Here is a 16,069-nt window from a genome sequence, read left to right as displayed (position 1 = left end):
GATAACAAAACGACCTCTAGCGAGGTCGCTTTTCTAATGATGATGCCCATGCTTCTGCTCTAATTCTCTCACCCTCCGCTTATGTTGCGCATGATTGCTTTGACTGCTATCTACTTCAATAGTGATATTCTGCACGCCTCTTTCTTCTAAACATTGACGCACCACTTCTTTGGTTTCCATCATCTGTTCCCAGTCCTTGATACAAATGTGAACAATAGCATTATTCTCTAGACCATCCATGGACCAAATGCTAAGTTGATTGACACTGTTGACATTGGGTAGAGCCTCTAAATCCTTCTCCAAATCACTTGTCTCGACTCCTTCTGGCACAGCATCTAGGAAAATTTTCAGTGCGCTCCAAAAGCGAGGAATGGCTTTCGACAGAATAAAGATAGAAATAACTAGTGATAAAAGCGGATCGAGGATATACCAGTCCGTAAATCGAAGAATAATCGCCATTAGAATGACGGCCAACCAACCAAGAGTGTCTTCCAAAAAATGCAGGCTAAGAATTGACTCGTTCTTTGTTTTCCCCTTACGAACTACCAGACTTGCTAGCACATTAATGGCTACTGCAATGATTCCCAGCCAGAGGATGCCTTCCTCATTGACGGGTTGCGGGTGAACAATCTTTGTGACATTTTCCAAGATCACTAGGACAGACCCTATCATAAGAATCACAGCCGTTAGCATGGCTCCTAAAAGACTAAAACGTTTGTAACCCAAGGTGTACTGTCTATCTTCTTCACGGTTTGAAATTGTTTCTAAAAGGGCTGAGATGCCAATGGCTATAGCATCTCCCAAGTCATGAACGGAATCAGCAAGAACTGCACTCGAACCAAAGATTCCTCCTGCGATAAACTCAACAATCGCATAGCTTAAATTTAAGAAAAAAGCTAACCAGATAGATGTTTTAGAACTCATTTCTCTCCCTCCTTTGGTATAATGGGTATATACATACTTCTTTCATTTGTATTATCTAATAAAATTCAAAGAAAGGATAGAAGCAAACTGTCAGCCATGTTCAGTTCTGAACAGTTTGTCTCAAGTGTCTACATGCCAAAAAGAGACCGTCGAGTCAGCAAGACGAAAAAAGCCATCTATCAAGCTTTTTTACAACTTTTGAACGACAAAGGCTATGATGCCACTACTGTTCAGGATATCATTGACCTAGCAGATGTTGGGCGTTCTACTTTTTACTGTCACTATGAAAGCAAGGAACTCCTTTTAGATGAGCTCTGTCGCTACCTCTTTCATCATCTCTTTGAAAGGGAAGGACACTTTACTACCGAGGACTACCTCGCACATATCTTTTTACATTTTCAGAAAAACCAGGACCATGTTACCAGTCTGCTATTTTCCAAAAATGACTACTTCCTCCGTCAACTCCATAAAGAGCTAGAACACCATGTCTATCCCATGTTGGCTGATGAGTTAAAAGAAGCCCACACTAATCTGCCTACTTCTTACCTCCAACACTTGGTCGTGTCCAACTTTATCGAGACATTGACCTGGTGGCTCAAAAAAGGACAAGACTTTACATACCAGGAAGTTGTCCAGTTTTATCTAGACCTTCTCATTCCTAAAAATTGAATACAGAGTAGAGCTCAGTTGCCTTATTTCTAGGCTACTGAGTTTTCATCTTTTCAACAATCAAAAAAGCCCAGACGACATTGTCTGAGCGTTCTTCTATATAGTCGTTTAACCAAGTTGAGTTTAGCTTTTCAAGCTATTTCTTCAACAAACCTTGTTCTTGTAGAAACTCCTTGGCTACTTGTTCTGCTGACCTGCCTTCAACACCGACTTGGTAGTTGAGCTGGCTCATCTGGCTTTCAGTAATTTTACCAGCCAATTTATTGAGAACTGTTTCCAACTCTGGATGTTTCTTTAGAAGAGCTTCTTTCATTAGTGGAGCCCCTTGATAAGGTGGGAAGAGTTGCTTGTCATCTTCCAATACCTGTAAATCATAACGTGCCAATTCCGCATCGGTTGAATAAGCGTCCGTGATTTGAATATCACCTGACTGAATTGCCTGATAGCGAAGGGCTGGCTCCATGGTCGCCACATTGAGATTGAGACCGTACATTGACTGCAAGCCCTTATTGCCATCTTCACGGTCATTAAACTCAAGTGTAAAGCCTGCCTTCAATTGCCCTTCCACTTTTTTTAAGTCCGAAATGGTCTTCAAGCCGTATTCCTGAGCAATCTTTTTCGGAACAGCTACAGCATAGGTATTTTGATAAGACATGGGTTTGAGATAGGATAGATGATCCTGTTTGGCAATGCCATCACGCGCCACATTATAAACTTGCTCTGGCTCATGACTCACTTTCGGTGATGGTTGCAGCAAACTTTCAGTCACCGTACCAGTAAATTCAGGATAGATATCAATATCGCCTTTTTTCAAAGCTTCATAAAGAAAGCTTGTTTTCCCAAAATTTGGTTTAACAGTCGCAGTCATGCTGGTATTTTCTTCAATCAGCAACTTATACATATTGGCCAAAATTTCTGGTTCCGGTCCCAATTTCCCAGCAATAACCAAGTTTTCTTTCTCTTTTTGAGCTAAGAGGGCTGGGCTATAAGACAGACCGAGCAATATTGTCACCAAGGCAAAACCAGAAAAAATCGTCCGCAATTTTGCCTTTTCCATCACTTTTAGTAGGAAGTTAAAGGCAATAGCAAGCACTGCAGCAGAAAGTGCCCCAATCAAAATCAGACTGGCATTATTACGGTCAATTCCCAAAAGGATAAAGGAACCTAGTCCCCCTGCCCCAATCAAGGCCGCCAAGGTTGCTGTACCGATAATCAAGACAGCTGCCGTCCGAATCCCAGACATCATAACAGGCATGGCAAGCGGAATTTCAAACTTCTTGAGACGCTCCCATCTGGTCATCCCAAAGGCAATCCCAGCCTCTTGCAGACTCGGATCAATTCCCTTTAGCCCAGTGATAGTATTTTGCAAAATCGGGAAAATCGCATAAATCACCAGAGCAGTCAAAGCAGGCAAGGTTCCAATTCCCATCAAGGGAATAAAGAGTCCCAACAAGGCCAGAGACGGGATAGTCTGGAAAATTCCTGCAATCTGCAAGACCCAGTCCGCCAACTTCTCATGATAGCGAAGATAAATAGCCAAGGGAATAGCAATAAAAATAGCTAGTAATAAGGTCAAAAGTGACAACTGCAAATGTTGAGATAGGGCTGTTACCCAATCACCAAAACGATCCTGAAAAGTTGATATCAAATTAGTCATGAACACTACCTCCAAACAAGTCTGCTACAAAGTCTGTTGCAGGAGCCTTTAAAATCGTCTCAGGATTTGCCACCTGACGAATCTCTCCATCCTGCAAGACAGCAATACGGTCCGCCAATTTCAGAGCTTCATCCGTATCATGGGTCACAAAAATCGTTGTCATTCCAAACTCTTTATGCAATTCTTTCGTCAGAACCTGTAGCTGTTTTCTCGAAATAGCATCCAAGGCTGAAAAAGGTTCATCCATAAGCAAAATCTTAGGCTGACCAATCATAGCACGAACAATACCAACCCGTTGCTGTTCTCCACCAGATAATTCACTTGGAAGTCGATGCCCATACTCAGCCACTGGTAAACCAACTTTAGCCAAAAGCTCTTCTGTTTTCTGAGCAATTTCTTCCTTAGTCCAACCTTTCATCTCAGGAATCAGAGCAATATTTTCTGCAACTGTTAAATTGGGAAAAAGAGCAATAGCCTGTAAAACATAACCAGTAGAAAGACGCAATTCCCGCTCATTATAGTCTTTGATGCGCTTGCCATCCATATAAATATTTCCATCAGTCGGTTCCAAAAGACGGTTAATCATCTTAATCATGGTCGTCTTACCAGACCCAGAAGGCCCAACTAAAACCATGAACTCCCCATTCTCAATCCGTAAATTGACATCTCTCAAAACATCTTTTTCTGTGTAGCGTAGCGCTACATTTTTGTATTCAATCATTCTTAGTCCTCAATTTAAAATTTTCCTCGGTTAGTCAAGTCTTCTACCTTAGGCATGACTTCCTTATTGTCCCAATGCTCCACAATTTTCCCGTTTTCTAGACGGAAGATATCGTACTGGGCATAGGCAACTCCACCAATCTGAGTCTGACCATAGCTAACCACATAGTTTCCTTGTCCTAAGAGTTGGAAAACAAAGTCAAAAGTGACACCATGTTCTACTACATAGTTTTTATAAGCATCACTTCTTTGTCCAATCTCATGATTATGCTGAATCAAATCCTCTGCCACATAATCGCTCCACCGCTCTAGCTCCCCATTTTGGAAAATTTCTGTCAAGAAACGATGAACCAACTTTTTATTTTCTGTTGTCTTATCCAAATCCTTGATTTCAAAATCTCCAAAGATTTGATCTAGTTGCCCATTTTCAGGTGTGCGATAGTAGTCAATAACGTCCCAATGCTCAACGATACGACCATTCTCATCCGCACGGAAAGTATCCGTCGTCACCCATTGAGCTTCTCCACCATTCAGATATTGATGAACATGGACAAAGACCAGATTGCCGTCCTCAATAGTGCGGACAATCTTAATCTGACGCTCTGGATGGCGCTCGAAGAAATTTGCAAAGAAAGTAGCAAATCCTTCTTTCCCATCAGGCACACCTGTTGAGTGTTGGATGTAGGTATCCCCTACAGACTGGGCTTGGGCCTCAGCAACTCGTCCGTCTTGAATAGCATGAATGTATAAATTTTGTGCATTTTCAACTTGTTTTGACATATTCTAAACCTCATTTTCCTTCTCTTTCAAATTAGCCAAAATTCTTTCTTGAAAACCTTCAAACTGACGAATTTCTTCCTCTGAAAATCCTTTGTAAAAGATAGTATCCAATTTCTGACTGACACGATGCCCCACTTCTTTTTGGGCCAGCCCCAACTCTGTTAAAACTAAATATTTCTTCCTCTTATCTTTTCCACATGGACTAATCGCTACAAGATTTTGTTCCTCTAGCTTTTTAATCATAGTCGTCAGTGTATTGTTAGCAAGCCCAGTCGCAAGTGCAATGTCTGTCGCAGTTGCACAGCCAGTTTCACTATTCCATAAAACCGCTAAAATCTTGCCCTGTTCACTCCGATAAAGAGCTTCAGGGTCTTGGCTCAGTAACTTTTGAAAAATCCGCCCATTCAACAAACGAATATGATGGGCTACCAAATGACTATCTTTCATAACACCTCCAATTTATTTCGATATCGAAATGAATAAAACAATTGTAACACTCATCGTTCCAACTGTCAACTATTTCGATTTGGAAATAATTTTTCCTAGCAAAAAAATCTCCCACCCAAGGTAGAAGATTTGAATCTAATAAACTTAATCCGTCATGTCCGATACCAATGTTCGATGCTCCAACGGAATACTGCACATAACTAGCAAGAAAATGAAACCTGACTGAATCCAGAAGAGGGCCAAGTCAAAGATTCCATGCACAGCAACCACTGTAAGGAAAGATAGATAAAGACCTATAATCGGACGTTTCCCCGACTCCTGACTCATATCCATCATCAAGCGAACAGGAGCCACAGAAGACAAAACTAGTAAAATAGTCCCTACAATTCCGTAACTCAGAATCGTATCAATATAAAGACTGTGAGCATGTTCATGATAAGGAGCATTTATCCGAGGATACGAGTGCATGTAGGTCAATGGCCCTTCACCCCAAAAAGGATTTTGCTTAAACAAGGCCATCCCAGCATCCCAGATAGAAATGCGTTCTTCCATAGAAGAGTCTAAAGTCCCCATCCGAACTCCTAAATCACTAGAAAAGAGGAAACTCAATCCGATTGCGAAGACCCCAATACTAAGCCAAAAGGCCTTCCAGTTTTTAATGGTCGTAAAGAGATAAATAATGGCTCCAGCGATAATAGCAGGAAAGGCAGTTCGATTTTGCGTAAAGTTCAAACCAAAGAGATTCACAAAGCCTGCAAACACACAGAATACTTTCAACCAATTCAATTTGGTCGTTGTAAACAGATAGAAAGCAATCATTATACAGAAACAACAAATAATTCCATAATAATTAGGATTAAAGAAGGTCACTTCTGCACGATTCTGATGCCACACCTGCATATTGGGTGAAAGAAAAGCATAGTTGAATTTCTTCACAATTTGGAAATGTTCTAAACTCGCAAAAGCAGCTGACAAGACGCTACCAAACAAGACGAGCTGCAAAATCAATCGAAAGAATTTATGTGATAAAATCGACTGATAATGCAAAAAGAAAACAGTAAATAGAAAAATTCCTACTGAAGCCACAACTCCCATCCAATTTTGTGCAAAAACGGATATAACAGTACTATAGCCAAGAAAAAGAAGCAGCATCGGATGCTCCCCCATTTTCTGAAGAATACTTTTCATGTCTCCTGTGAAAATTAAACTGATAATATATAAACAGAATACAACTACAAAAAGATAAAAGGGTAAAAAGATACTCAGGATAATTCCCAATAAAATCAGCTCTTTACTAGACAACCCTTTCAGCTTTTCAATAAAGCCTATTGATTTCAAAATGAATCCTTTCTCTCCAAATCAGTTGATTCAGATAATAGTAAGCTATCCTATATTGTACCACTTTTTTAGCAATTTGAAAACAAAGGAAACGCTTCCTAGTTAAAAAAGGAGCAAAAATACTGAGATTTCACACCTCAAGCTTAATGACTACATTTACTCTAAGAAAATCATACCGTAAATACTAGGCATATGTTAAAATAGTAGTAATTAAGCAACTAGCCAAACTAGATTCAAATCAGATACTATTCCTAAAGAAAGGAAACACTATGAAATCTTACCAAGCTGTCTACCAAATTCTAGCTAAAGATGCCAACTATATCAGCGGAGAAAAAATCGCAGAAGAACTATCCCTCAGCCGAACATCAATTTGGAAAGCCATCAGGCGGCTAGAACAAGAAGGCATTGAAATTGATAGTATCAAAAACAAAGGCTATAAACTGGTGAGTGGAGACCTTATTCTTCCAGAGATTCTAGAAGAAAACCTTCCAATTAAAGTCAGTTTTAAACCCGAAACAAGATCAACACAACTCGATGCAAAAGAAGCAATTGATTTAGGAAATGAAGCAAACACCCTCTATCTAGCTTCCTATCAAACAGCAGGACGAGGCCGTTTTCAACGCTCCTTCTACTCCCCACAAGGTGGCATTTATATGACCCTCCATCTCAAACCAAATCTCCCTTACGACAAATTACCATCCTACACACTACTTGTAGCAGGAGCTATCTACAAAGCCATTAAGAACCTAACTTTAATAGATATCGACATAAAATGGGTCAATGATATCTACCTCAAAAATCAAAAAATTGGAGGAATCCTCACTGAAGCAATGACCTCTGTGGAAACTAGCTTAGTCACAGATATCATTATTGGAGTAGGAATCAACTTCACTATTAATGATTTCCCACAAGAATTAAAAGAAAAAGCTGCTAGTTTATTTAAAACACCAGCACCTATTACCAGAAATGAATTAATCATAGAAATCTGGCGCACTTTCTTCGAAACACCAGCAGAAGAACTATTATACCTATACAAAAAACAGTCATTCGTTCTAGGAAAAGAAGTTACTTTCACACTAAATCAAAAAGACTACAAGGGACTTGCTAAAGATATCTCAGAAAATGGCAAACTTTTAGTTCAATGTGATAACGGAAAAGAAATCTGGCTAAATAGCGGAGAAATTTCACTCAAGAGTTGGAAGTAGTAATAAACAAGCACAATCATAAAATCAACAATATATAAAGATTTTAGCTTTTCTGCAGCCCACTACAGTTGACAAAGAGCGCAAAAAAACTTCAGATAAGTAATCCAATTAAGTTTTACAAATCTGAAGTTTTTATTCTACTATTCTTAAAAATACAAAAAAAGAGTTATAAACTCTCAATAAAACGGAGAATAAGGGATTCGAACCCTTGCGCCAGTTACCCGACCTAACGATTTAGCAAACCGTCCTCTTCAGCCTCTTGAGTAATTCTCCTATTAATGGGCACGAGTGGACTCGAACCACCGACCTCACGCTTATCAGGCGTGCGCTCTAACCACCTGAGCTACGCGCCCAAGTTAAAAACTTGGTAATGTAATTTGAACAAAGTTCAAAGCGGGTGACGAGAATCGAACTCGCGACAACAGCTTGGAAGGCTGTAGTTTTACCACTAAACTACACCCGCATAAATACTATAAATAAAAATGGCGCGAGACGGAATCGAACCGCCGACACATGGAGCTTCAATCCATTGCTCTACCAACTGAGCTACCGAGCCTTATTGCGGGAGCAGGATTTGAACCTACGACCTTCGGGTTATGAGCCCGACGAGCTACCGAGCTGCTCCATCCCGCGTTAATATAAAAGGAGGATGTGGGATTCGAACCCACGCACGCTTTTACACGCCTGACGGTTTTCAAGACCGTTCCCTTCAGCCGGACTTGGGTAATCCTCCATACTATTCAAATGGACCTTGTAGGACTTGAACCTACGACCACTCGGTTATGAGCCGAGAGCTCTAACCAGCTGAGCTAAAGGTCCAACAAGATCATTATAGCGGCGAAGGGGATCGAACCCCCGACCTCCCGGGTATGAACCGGACGCTCTAGCCAGCTGAGCTACACCGCCATGAATCGGGAAGACAGGATTCGAACCTGCGACACCTTGGTCCCAAACCAAGTACTCTACCAAGCTGAGCTACTTCCCGAGTTAAAAAGAAAAATGCACCCTAGAGGAGTCGAACCTCTAACCGCCTGATTCGTAGTCAGGTACTCTATCCAGTTGAGCTAAGGGTGCTCATTATATTATGCCGAGGACCGGAATCGAACCGGTACGATCGTTACCAATCGCAGGATTTTAAGTCCTGTGCGTCTGCCAGTTCCGCCACCCCGGCCTCTCTAAGCGAACGACGGGATTCGAACCCGCGACCCCCACCTTGGCAAGGTGGTGTTCTACCACTGAACTACGTTCGCACTGTTTTCTTCTATCTAAAAATGCCGGCTACATGACTTGAACACGCGACCCTCTGATTACAAATCAGATGCTCTACCAACTGAGCTAAGCCGGCTCATTTATTATATCTTAATGCGGGTTAAGGGACTTGAACCCCCACGCCGTTAAGCGCCAGATCCTAAATCTGGTGCGTCTGCCAATTCCGCCAAACCCGCATATATGACCCGTACTGGGCTCGAACCAGTGACCCATTGATTAAAAGTCAATTGCTCTACCAACTGAGCTAACGAGTCTAAAATAACTTACATTATTCTAACGGTCCCGACGGGAATCGAACCCGCGATCTTCGCCGTGACAGGGCGACGTGATAACCGCTACACTACGGGACCTATGGGAGTTAACGGGATCGAACCGCTGACCCTCTGCTTGTAAGGCAGATGCTCTCCCAGCTGAGCTAAACTCCCTAGAGCTAAGCGACTTCCATATCTCACAGGGGGCAACCCCCAACTACTTCCGGCGTTCTAGGGCTTAACTTCTGTGTTCGGCATGGGTACAGGTGTATCTCCTAGGCTATCGTCACTTAACTCTGAGTAATACCTACTCAAAATTGAATATCTATTCAAATCAAGAAAACCGTTCGCTTTCATATTCTCAGTTACTTTGGATAAGTCCTCGAGCTATTAGTATTAGTCCGCTACATGTGTCGCCACACTTCCACTTCTAACCTATCTACCTGATCATCTCTCAGGGCTCTTACTGATATAAAATCATGGGAAATCTCATCTTGAGGTGGGTTTCACACTTAGATGCTTTCAGCGTTTATCCCTTCCCTACATAGCTACCCAGCGATGCCTTTGGCAAGACAACTGGTACACCAGCGGTAAGTCCACTCTGGTCCTCTCGTACTAGGAGCAGATCCTCTCAAATTTCCTACGCCCGCGACGGATAGGGACCGAACTGTCTCACGACGTTCTGAACCCAGCTCGCGTGCCGCTTTAATGGGCGAACAGCCCAACCCTTGGGACCGACTACAGCCCCAGGATGCGACGAGCCGACATCGAGGTGCCAAACCTCCCCGTCGATGTGAACTCTTGGGGGAGATAAGCCTGTTATCCCCAGGGTAGCTTTTATCCGTTGAGCGATGGCCCTTCCATACGGAACCACCGGATCACTAAGCCCGACTTTCGTCCCTGCTCGAGTTGTAGCTCTCGCAGTCAAGCTCCCTTATACCTTTACACTCTGCGAATGATTTCCAACCATTCTGAGGGAACCTTTGGGCGCCTCCGTTACCTTTTAGGAGGCGACCGCCCCAGTCAAACTGCCCGTCAGACACTGTCTCCGATAGGGATCACCTATCCGGGTTAGAGTGGCCATAACACAAGGGTAGTATCCCAACAACGTCTCCTTCGAAACTGGCGTCCCGATCTCATAGACTCCTACCTATCCTGTACATGTGGTACAGACACTCAATATCAAACTGCAGTAAAGCTCCATGGGGTCTTTCCGTCCTGTCGCGGGTAACCTGCATCTTCACAGGTACTAAAATTTCACCGAGTCTCTCGTTGAGACAGTGCCCAAATCATTACGCCTTTCGTGCGGGTCGGAACTTACCCGACAAGGAATTTCGCTACCTTAGGACCGTTATAGTTACGGCCGCCGTTTACTGGGGCTTCAATTCATACCTTCGCTTACGCTAAGCACTCCTCTTAACCTTCCAGCACCGGGCAGGCGTCACCCCCTATACATCATCTTACGATTTAGCAGAGAGCTGTGTTTTTGATAAACAGTTGCTTGGGCCTATTCACTGCGGCTGACTTAAAGTCAGCACCCCTTCTCCCGAAGTTACGGGGTCATTTTGCCGAGTTCCTTAACGAGAGTTCTCTCGCTCACCTGAGGCTACTCGCCTCGACTACCTGTGTCGGTTTGCGGTACGGGTAGAGTATGTTTAAATGCTAGAAGCTTTTCTTGGCAGTGTGACGTCACTAACTTCGCTACTAAACTTCGCTCCCCATCACAGCTCAATGTTACAGATATAAGCATTTGACTCATATCACACCTCACTGCTTAGACAGACACTTCCAATCGTCTGCTTTAGTTAGCCTACTGCGTCCCTCCATCACTACATACTCTAGTACAGGAATATCAACCTGTTGTCCATCGGATACACCTTTCGGTCTCTCCTTAGGTCCCGACTAACCCAGGGCGGACGAGCCTTCCCCTGGAAACCTTAGTCTTACGGTGGACAGGATTCTCACCTGTCTTTCGCTACTCATACCGGCATTCTCACTTCTATGCGTTCCAGCACTCCTCACGGTACACCTTCATCACACATAGAACGCTCTCCTACCATACCTATAAAGGTATCCACAGCTTCGGTAAATTGTTTTAGCCCCGGTACATTTTCGGCGCAGGGTCACTCGACTAGTGAGCTATTACGCACTCTTTGAATGAATAGCTGCTTCTAAGCTAACATCCTAGTTGTCTGTGCAACCCCACATCCTTTTCCACTTAACAATTATTTTGGGACCTTAGCTGGTGGTCTGGGCTGTTTCCCTTTCGACTACGGATCTTAGCACTCGCAGTCTGACTGCCGACCATAATTCATTGGCATTCGGAGTTTATCTGAGATTGGTAATCCGGGATGGACCCCTCACCCAAACAGTGCTCTACCTCCAAGAATCTCTAATGTCGACGCTAGCCCTAAAGCTATTTCGGAGAGAACCAGCTATCTCCAAGTTCGTTTGGAATTTCTCCGCTACCCACAAGTCATCCAAGCACTTTTCAACGTGCCCTGGTTCGGTCCTCCAGTGCGTCTTACCGCACCTTCAACCTGCTCATGGGTAGGTCACATGGTTTCGGGTCTACGTCATGATACTAAGGCGCCCTATTCAGACTCGGTTTCCCTACGGCTCCGTCTCTTCAACTTAACCTCGCATCATAACGTAACTCGCCGGTTCATTCTACAAAAGGCACGCTCTCACCCATTAACGGGCTCGAACTTGTTGTAGGCACACGGTTTCAGGTTCTATTTCACTCCCCTCCCGGGGTGCTTTTCACCTTTCCCTCACGGTACTGGTTCACTATCGGTCACTAGGGAGTATTTAGGGTTGGGAGATGGTCCTCCCAGATTCCGACGGGATTTCACGTGTCCCGCCGTACTCAGGATACTGCTAGGTACAAAGACTATTTTAAATACGAGGCTATTACTCTCTTTGGCTGATCTTCCCAAATCATTCTTCTATAATCTTTGAGTCCACATTGCAGTCCTACAACCCCGAAGAGTAAACTCTTCGGTTTGCCCTTCTGCCATTTCGCTCGCCGCTACTAAGGCAATCGCTTTTGCTTTCTCTTCCTGCAGCTACTTAGATGTTTCAGTTCACTGCGTCTTCCTCCTCACATCCTTAACAGATGCGGGTAACAGGTAGTACCTGTTGGGTTCCCCCATTCGGAAATCCCTGGATCATCGCTTACTTACAGCTACCCAAGGCATATCGTCGTTTGTCACGTCCTTCTTCGGCTCCTAGTGCCAAGGCATCCACCGTGCGCCCTTATTAACTTAACCTTATTTTCTGACCTTTCAGTCATAAACTCTTATTAATACTACAGCGTTTTCGGTTTATTTTCTTGTTACTATTTGATATAGATATTCAATTTTCAATGTGCATTACTTGGTGATCTCTCACCAATGGAGCCTAGCGGGATCGAACCGCTGACCTCCTGCGTGCAAAGCAGGCGCTCTCCCAGCTGAGCTAAGGCCCCACAAGACCTCTCAAGACTAAACAAGACCAATGCGCAGTTCCTTATCCTTAGAAAGGAGGTGATCCAGCCGCACCTTCCGATACGGCTACCTTGTTACGACTTCACCCCAATCATCTATCCCACCTTAGGCGGCTGGCTCCTTACGGTTACCTCACCGACTTCGGGTGTTACAAACTCTCGTGGTGTGACGGGCGGTGTGTACAAGGCCCGGGAACGTATTCACCGCGGCGTGCTGATCCGCGATTACTAGCGATTCCGACTTCATGTAGGCGAGTTGCAGCCTACAATCCGAACTGAGACTGGCTTTAAGAGATTAGCTTGCCGTCACCGGCTTGCGACTCGTTGTACCAGCCATTGTAGCACGTGTGTAGCCCAGGTCATAAGGGGCATGATGATTTGACGTCATCCCCACCTTCCTCCGGTTTATTACCGGCAGTCTCGCTAGAGTGCCCAACTGAATGATGGCAACTAACAATAGGGGTTGCGCTCGTTGCGGGACTTAACCCAACATCTCACGACACGAGCTGACGACAACCATGCACCACCTGTCACCTCTGTCCCGAAGGAAAACTCTATCTCTAGAGCGGTCAGAGGGATGTCAAGACCTGGTAAGGTTCTTCGCGTTGCTTCGAATTAAACCACATGCTCCACCGCTTGTGCGGGCCCCCGTCAATTCCTTTGAGTTTCAACCTTGCGGTCGTACTCCCCAGGCGGAGTGCTTAATGCGTTAGCTACGGCACTAAACCCCGGAAAGGGTCTAACACCTAGCACTCATCGTTTACGGCGTGGACTACCAGGGTATCTAATCCTGTTTGCTCCCCACGCTTTCGAGCCTCAGCGTCAGTTACAAGCCAGAGAGCCGCTTTCGCCACCGGTGTTCCTCCATATATCTACGCATTTCACCGCTACACATGGAATTCCACTCTCCCCTCTTGCACTCAAGTTAAACAGTTTCCAAAGCGTACTATGGTTAAGCCACAGCCTTTAACTTCAGACTTATCTAACCGCCTGCGCTCGCTTTACGCCCAATAAATCCGGACAACGCTCGGGACCTACGTATTACCGCGGCTGCTGGCACGTAGTTAGCCGTCCCTTTCTGGTAAGATACCGTCACAGTGTGAACTTTCCACTCTCACACTCGTTCTTCTCTTACAACAGAGCTTTACGATCCGAAAACCTTCTTCACTCACGCGGCGTTGCTCGGTCAGACTTTCGTCCATTGCCGAAGATTCCCTACTGCTGCCTCCCGTAGGAGTCTGGGCCGTGTCTCAGTCCCAGTGTGGCCGATCACCCTCTCAGGTCGGCTATGTATCGTCGCCTTGGTGAGCCGTTACCCCACCAACTAGCTAATACAACGCAGGTCCATCTGGTAGTGATGCAATTGCACCTTTTAAGCAAATGTCATGCAACATCTACTCTTATGCGGTATTAGCTATCGTTTCCAATAGTTATCCCCCGCTACCAGGCAGGTTACCTACGCGTTACTCACCCGTTCGCAACTCATCCGGAGAAGCAAGCTCCTCCTTCAGCGTTCTACTTGCATGTATTAGGCACGCCGCCAGCGTTCGTCCTGAGCCAGGATCAAACTCTCATTAAAAGTTTGAGTTCTCACTCATTTCTGTCACTGACAGATTTATTGTTTTTTCATTGTTCAGTACTACAACCTTAGTTGTAGTGCCCTGCACATTGGTTCGTCTTGTTCAGTTTTCAAAGGTCTTTGTCACTCACTTCTCTCAAGTGACAACTATATTAGTATATCACAGCTGCTTTCGCTTGTCAACACTTTTTTGAAACTTTTTTAATCTTTTTTTCATCAAGTGTTCCATCTGCAACATACCATAGTCCGTACGGGATTCGAACCCGTGTTACCGCCGTGAAAAGGCGGTGTCTTAACCCCTTGACCAACGGACCAGAGTTATTTTCAACTCTTACTATTATACTGGCTTTTCAAACTTTGTCAACACTTTTTTTAAACTTTTTTTATTAATTTTACAACAGCTTCCGTTCGAGCTGTATGCGGGAACATATCGACCGACTGGATATAATGGAGATCATAGACTTCTACTAAACGTACTAAATCACGAGCCAAGGTCGAAACATTGCAAGAAATATAGACCATTTTTTCTGGTACATAAGTAAGAATAGTATCTAATAACTTATCATCCAGACCTGTACGTGGTGGATCCACAATCAGAGCATCTGCTCGGTAGCCTTCCTTATACCAGAGAGGAATAATCTCTTCTGCCGTTCCAGCTTCATAATGAGTATTGTCAAATCCCATTCTTTTAGCATTTCGCTTGGCATCTTCAATAGCTTCTGGAATAATATCCATACCTCTGAGTGTTTTTACTTTCTTTGCAAAGGCAAAACCAATTGTTCCAACTCCACAATATGCGTCAATCAAATGGTCTTCTTTACTAACATCCAGCGCTTTTACTGCCTCGCTATAAAGGACTTCTGTTTGTTCAGGATTCAGTTGATAGAAAGCTCGAGGAGATAGTGAAAATTCATAATCAAGTACACCTTCTTGAATACTCTCTTCTCCCCAGATAATCTCTGTCTTTTCACCATAAATTTCACTGGTTTTAGCTGTATTTGTATTCACAGCCACTGTCACAACTTCTGGAAAATCTTTAACTAAGTCTTTTACTAGTTGGGTTAAATTAAGCTGGCGGTTTGTAACAATAATAACCTGAACCTGTCCAGTCTTTCTTGCTCGTCGGACCATTATCGTTCTAACACCTAGAACTTTTCTCTCATCCGTGATTGGAATCTGGTGATAAGTAAGTAATTCTGCTAGACGATTAGCAATCACTTGAGTTTCCTTATCTTGTACTAGGCAGTCTTTCAACTCTACCAAATAATGAGAGTTTTGTGCATACAGACCTGCCTTGACCTGATTTTTAAATTTTCGAGTCTGAAATTGTAACTTAGCACGATAGTACTTGGGTTCCTGCATTCCAATCGTCGGGCGGATTTCATAGTTTTCATATCCTGCAGGGGCAAATTTTTTTAGCGCTTGGTGAAGTAAGTCCGTCTTGAACTCCAGCTGCTTATCATAATGCAGATGCATGATTTGGCAGCCTCCGCACTCATTGTAAATAGTACAAGCTGGCACAACTCGAAATTTAGACTTCTTGTTGACCTTCAGTAATTTTGCCTCAACAAAGTTACGTTTAATAGAAGTAATCTGACAATAGATATCTTCTCCTTTGAGAGCACCAGGCACAAAGACTAGTGTTTTTTGATAAAAGCCGATTCCCTCACCATTAATTCCCATGCGCTTGATTTTTAATGGTATTTTTTGTTTCACTTTCAGATTCATATCCCTATCTTATCA

The 16,069-nt window shown here is 43.7% G+C and carries 9 protein-coding genes, 19 tRNA genes and 3 rRNA genes; 2 read left to right on the top strand and 29 right to left on the bottom strand.

Annotated features, from left to right (window positions below; genetic code table 11):
- Positions 1 to 33 precede the first annotated feature (33 nt).
- Positions 34 to 924, bottom strand: coding sequence for a cation diffusion facilitator family transporter (locus tag M594_RS02325; RefSeq protein ID WP_000095928.1), 891 nt, complete (start codon positions 922 to 924; stop codon positions 34 to 36).
- A gap of 132 nt (positions 925 to 1,056) precedes the next feature.
- Here M594_RS02325 and M594_RS02320 point away from each other — a divergent pair, with 132 nt between their 5' ends.
- Positions 1,057 to 1,593, top strand: a complete 537-nt coding sequence (locus M594_RS02320) for a TetR/AcrR family transcriptional regulator (RefSeq protein ID WP_004235331.1) — start codon at positions 1,057 to 1,059, stop codon at positions 1,591 to 1,593.
- A 136-nt stretch (positions 1,594 to 1,729) separates the two neighbouring features.
- Here M594_RS02320 and M594_RS02315 read toward each other — a convergent pair whose 3' ends face one another.
- The 5 genes from M594_RS02315 to M594_RS02295 form a co-directional block, all read right to left on the bottom strand.
- Positions 1,730 to 3,250 (bottom strand): ABC transporter permease/substrate-binding protein, encoded by a 1,521-nt coding sequence (locus tag M594_RS02315; RefSeq protein ID WP_173875857.1) that lies wholly within the window; start codon positions 3,248 to 3,250, stop codon positions 1,730 to 1,732.
- Positions 3,243 to 3,971 (bottom strand): ABC transporter ATP-binding protein, encoded by a 729-nt coding sequence (locus tag M594_RS02310; RefSeq protein ID WP_173875856.1) that lies wholly within the window; start codon positions 3,969 to 3,971, stop codon positions 3,243 to 3,245. Before M594_RS02310 ends, M594_RS02315 begins: the two co-directional genes overlap by 8 nt.
- 14 nt (positions 3,972 to 3,985) lie before the next feature.
- Positions 3,986 to 4,750 carry an ester cyclase gene (locus tag M594_RS02305; RefSeq protein ID WP_173875855.1) on the bottom strand — a complete coding sequence of 255 codons (765 nt, stop codon included), beginning with the start codon at positions 4,748 to 4,750 and terminating at the stop codon, positions 3,986 to 3,988.
- 3 nt (positions 4,751 to 4,753) lie between these two features.
- Positions 4,754 to 5,197: a MarR family winged helix-turn-helix transcriptional regulator gene (locus M594_RS02300; RefSeq protein WP_173875854.1), complete on the bottom strand. Its 444-nt coding sequence runs from the start codon at positions 5,195 to 5,197 to the stop codon at positions 4,754 to 4,756.
- A 144-nt stretch (positions 5,198 to 5,341) separates the two neighbouring features.
- Entirely contained in the window at positions 5,342 to 6,535 is a 1,194-nt protein-coding gene (locus M594_RS02295) for an O-antigen ligase family protein (protein WP_084950229.1), read from the bottom strand.
- Between the two features lie 269 nt (positions 6,536 to 6,804).
- Between M594_RS02295 and birA the strand changes: the two genes are divergently transcribed.
- Positions 6,805 to 7,740 carry a bifunctional biotin--[acetyl-CoA-carboxylase] ligase/biotin operon repressor BirA gene (gene birA / locus M594_RS02290; protein ID WP_173875853.1) on the top strand — a complete coding sequence of 312 codons (936 nt, stop codon included), beginning with the start codon at positions 6,805 to 6,807 and terminating at the stop codon, positions 7,738 to 7,740.
- 185 nt (positions 7,741 to 7,925) lie between these two features.
- Here birA and M594_RS02285 read toward each other — a convergent pair.
- The 23 genes from M594_RS02285 to rlmD all read right to left on the bottom strand — a co-directional run bounded on the left by M594_RS02285 (position 7,926) and on the right by rlmD (position 16,054).
- Positions 7,926 to 8,013: transfer RNA gene (locus M594_RS02285), tRNA-Ser, on the bottom strand.
- A 6-nt stretch (positions 8,014 to 8,019) separates the two neighbouring features.
- A tRNA-Ile gene (locus M594_RS02280) sits at positions 8,020 to 8,093 on the bottom strand.
- 39 nt (positions 8,094 to 8,132) lie between these two features.
- Positions 8,133 to 8,203: transfer RNA gene (locus M594_RS02275), tRNA-Gly, on the bottom strand.
- 20 nt (positions 8,204 to 8,223) lie between these two features.
- Positions 8,224 to 8,296: transfer RNA gene (locus M594_RS02270), tRNA-Phe, on the bottom strand.
- A 3-nt stretch (positions 8,297 to 8,299) separates the two neighbouring features.
- Positions 8,300 to 8,373 (bottom strand) — tRNA-Met (locus tag M594_RS02265).
- A 10-nt stretch (positions 8,374 to 8,383) separates the two neighbouring features.
- Positions 8,384 to 8,473, bottom strand: a tRNA-Ser gene (locus M594_RS02260).
- A gap of 12 nt (positions 8,474 to 8,485) precedes the next feature.
- Positions 8,486 to 8,559 (bottom strand) — tRNA-Ile (locus tag M594_RS02255).
- Between the two features lie 13 nt (positions 8,560 to 8,572).
- Positions 8,573 to 8,646, bottom strand: a tRNA-Met gene (locus M594_RS02250).
- A 5-nt stretch (positions 8,647 to 8,651) separates the two neighbouring features.
- Positions 8,652 to 8,725, bottom strand: a tRNA-Pro gene (locus M594_RS02245).
- Between the two features lie 15 nt (positions 8,726 to 8,740).
- A tRNA-Arg gene (locus M594_RS02240) sits at positions 8,741 to 8,814 on the bottom strand.
- Positions 8,815 to 8,825: 11 nt separating this feature from the next.
- Positions 8,826 to 8,911: transfer RNA gene (locus tag M594_RS02235), tRNA-Leu, on the bottom strand.
- 7 nt (positions 8,912 to 8,918) lie between these two features.
- Positions 8,919 to 8,990: transfer RNA gene (locus tag M594_RS02230), tRNA-Gly, on the bottom strand.
- 22 nt (positions 8,991 to 9,012) lie between these two features.
- Positions 9,013 to 9,085, bottom strand: a tRNA-Thr gene (locus tag M594_RS02225).
- 18 nt (positions 9,086 to 9,103) lie between these two features.
- A tRNA-Leu gene (locus M594_RS02220) sits at positions 9,104 to 9,185 on the bottom strand.
- A 5-nt stretch (positions 9,186 to 9,190) separates the two neighbouring features.
- A tRNA-Lys gene (locus tag M594_RS02215) sits at positions 9,191 to 9,263 on the bottom strand.
- A 23-nt stretch (positions 9,264 to 9,286) separates the two neighbouring features.
- Positions 9,287 to 9,359 (bottom strand) — tRNA-Asp (locus M594_RS02210).
- 2 nt (positions 9,360 to 9,361) lie between these two features.
- A tRNA-Val gene (locus M594_RS02205) sits at positions 9,362 to 9,434 on the bottom strand.
- A gap of 4 nt (positions 9,435 to 9,438) precedes the next feature.
- Positions 9,439 to 9,554 (bottom strand): 5S ribosomal RNA (gene rrf, locus M594_RS02200).
- Between the two features lie 76 nt (positions 9,555 to 9,630).
- Positions 9,631 to 12,532, bottom strand: a 23S ribosomal RNA gene (locus M594_RS02195).
- Between the two features lie 124 nt (positions 12,533 to 12,656).
- Positions 12,657 to 12,729, bottom strand: a tRNA-Ala gene (locus M594_RS02190).
- 51 nt (positions 12,730 to 12,780) lie between these two features.
- Positions 12,781 to 14,326 (bottom strand): 16S ribosomal RNA (locus M594_RS02185).
- Together the 16S, 23S and 5S rRNA genes with 19 tRNA genes alongside form the textbook arrangement of a ribosomal RNA operon.
- 242 nt (positions 14,327 to 14,568) lie before the next feature.
- Positions 14,569 to 14,640 (bottom strand) — tRNA-Glu (locus M594_RS02180).
- Positions 14,641 to 14,698: 58 nt separating this feature from the next.
- Complete coding sequence (rlmD, locus tag M594_RS02175; protein WP_173875852.1) at positions 14,699 to 16,054, bottom strand: 23S rRNA (uracil(1939)-C(5))-methyltransferase RlmD; 1,356 nt, start codon at positions 16,052 to 16,054, stop codon at positions 14,699 to 14,701.
- Positions 16,055 to 16,069: the final 15 nt, after the last annotated feature.

The sequence above is a fragment of the Streptococcus mitis genome (assembly GCF_013305725.1).
GTDB lineage: Bacteria > Bacillota > Bacilli > Lactobacillales > Streptococcaceae > Streptococcus > Streptococcus mitis_BO.
The sequence above is the reverse complement of the archived record's forward strand: the minus strand, read 5'-3'. Positions and strand labels throughout refer to the sequence as shown.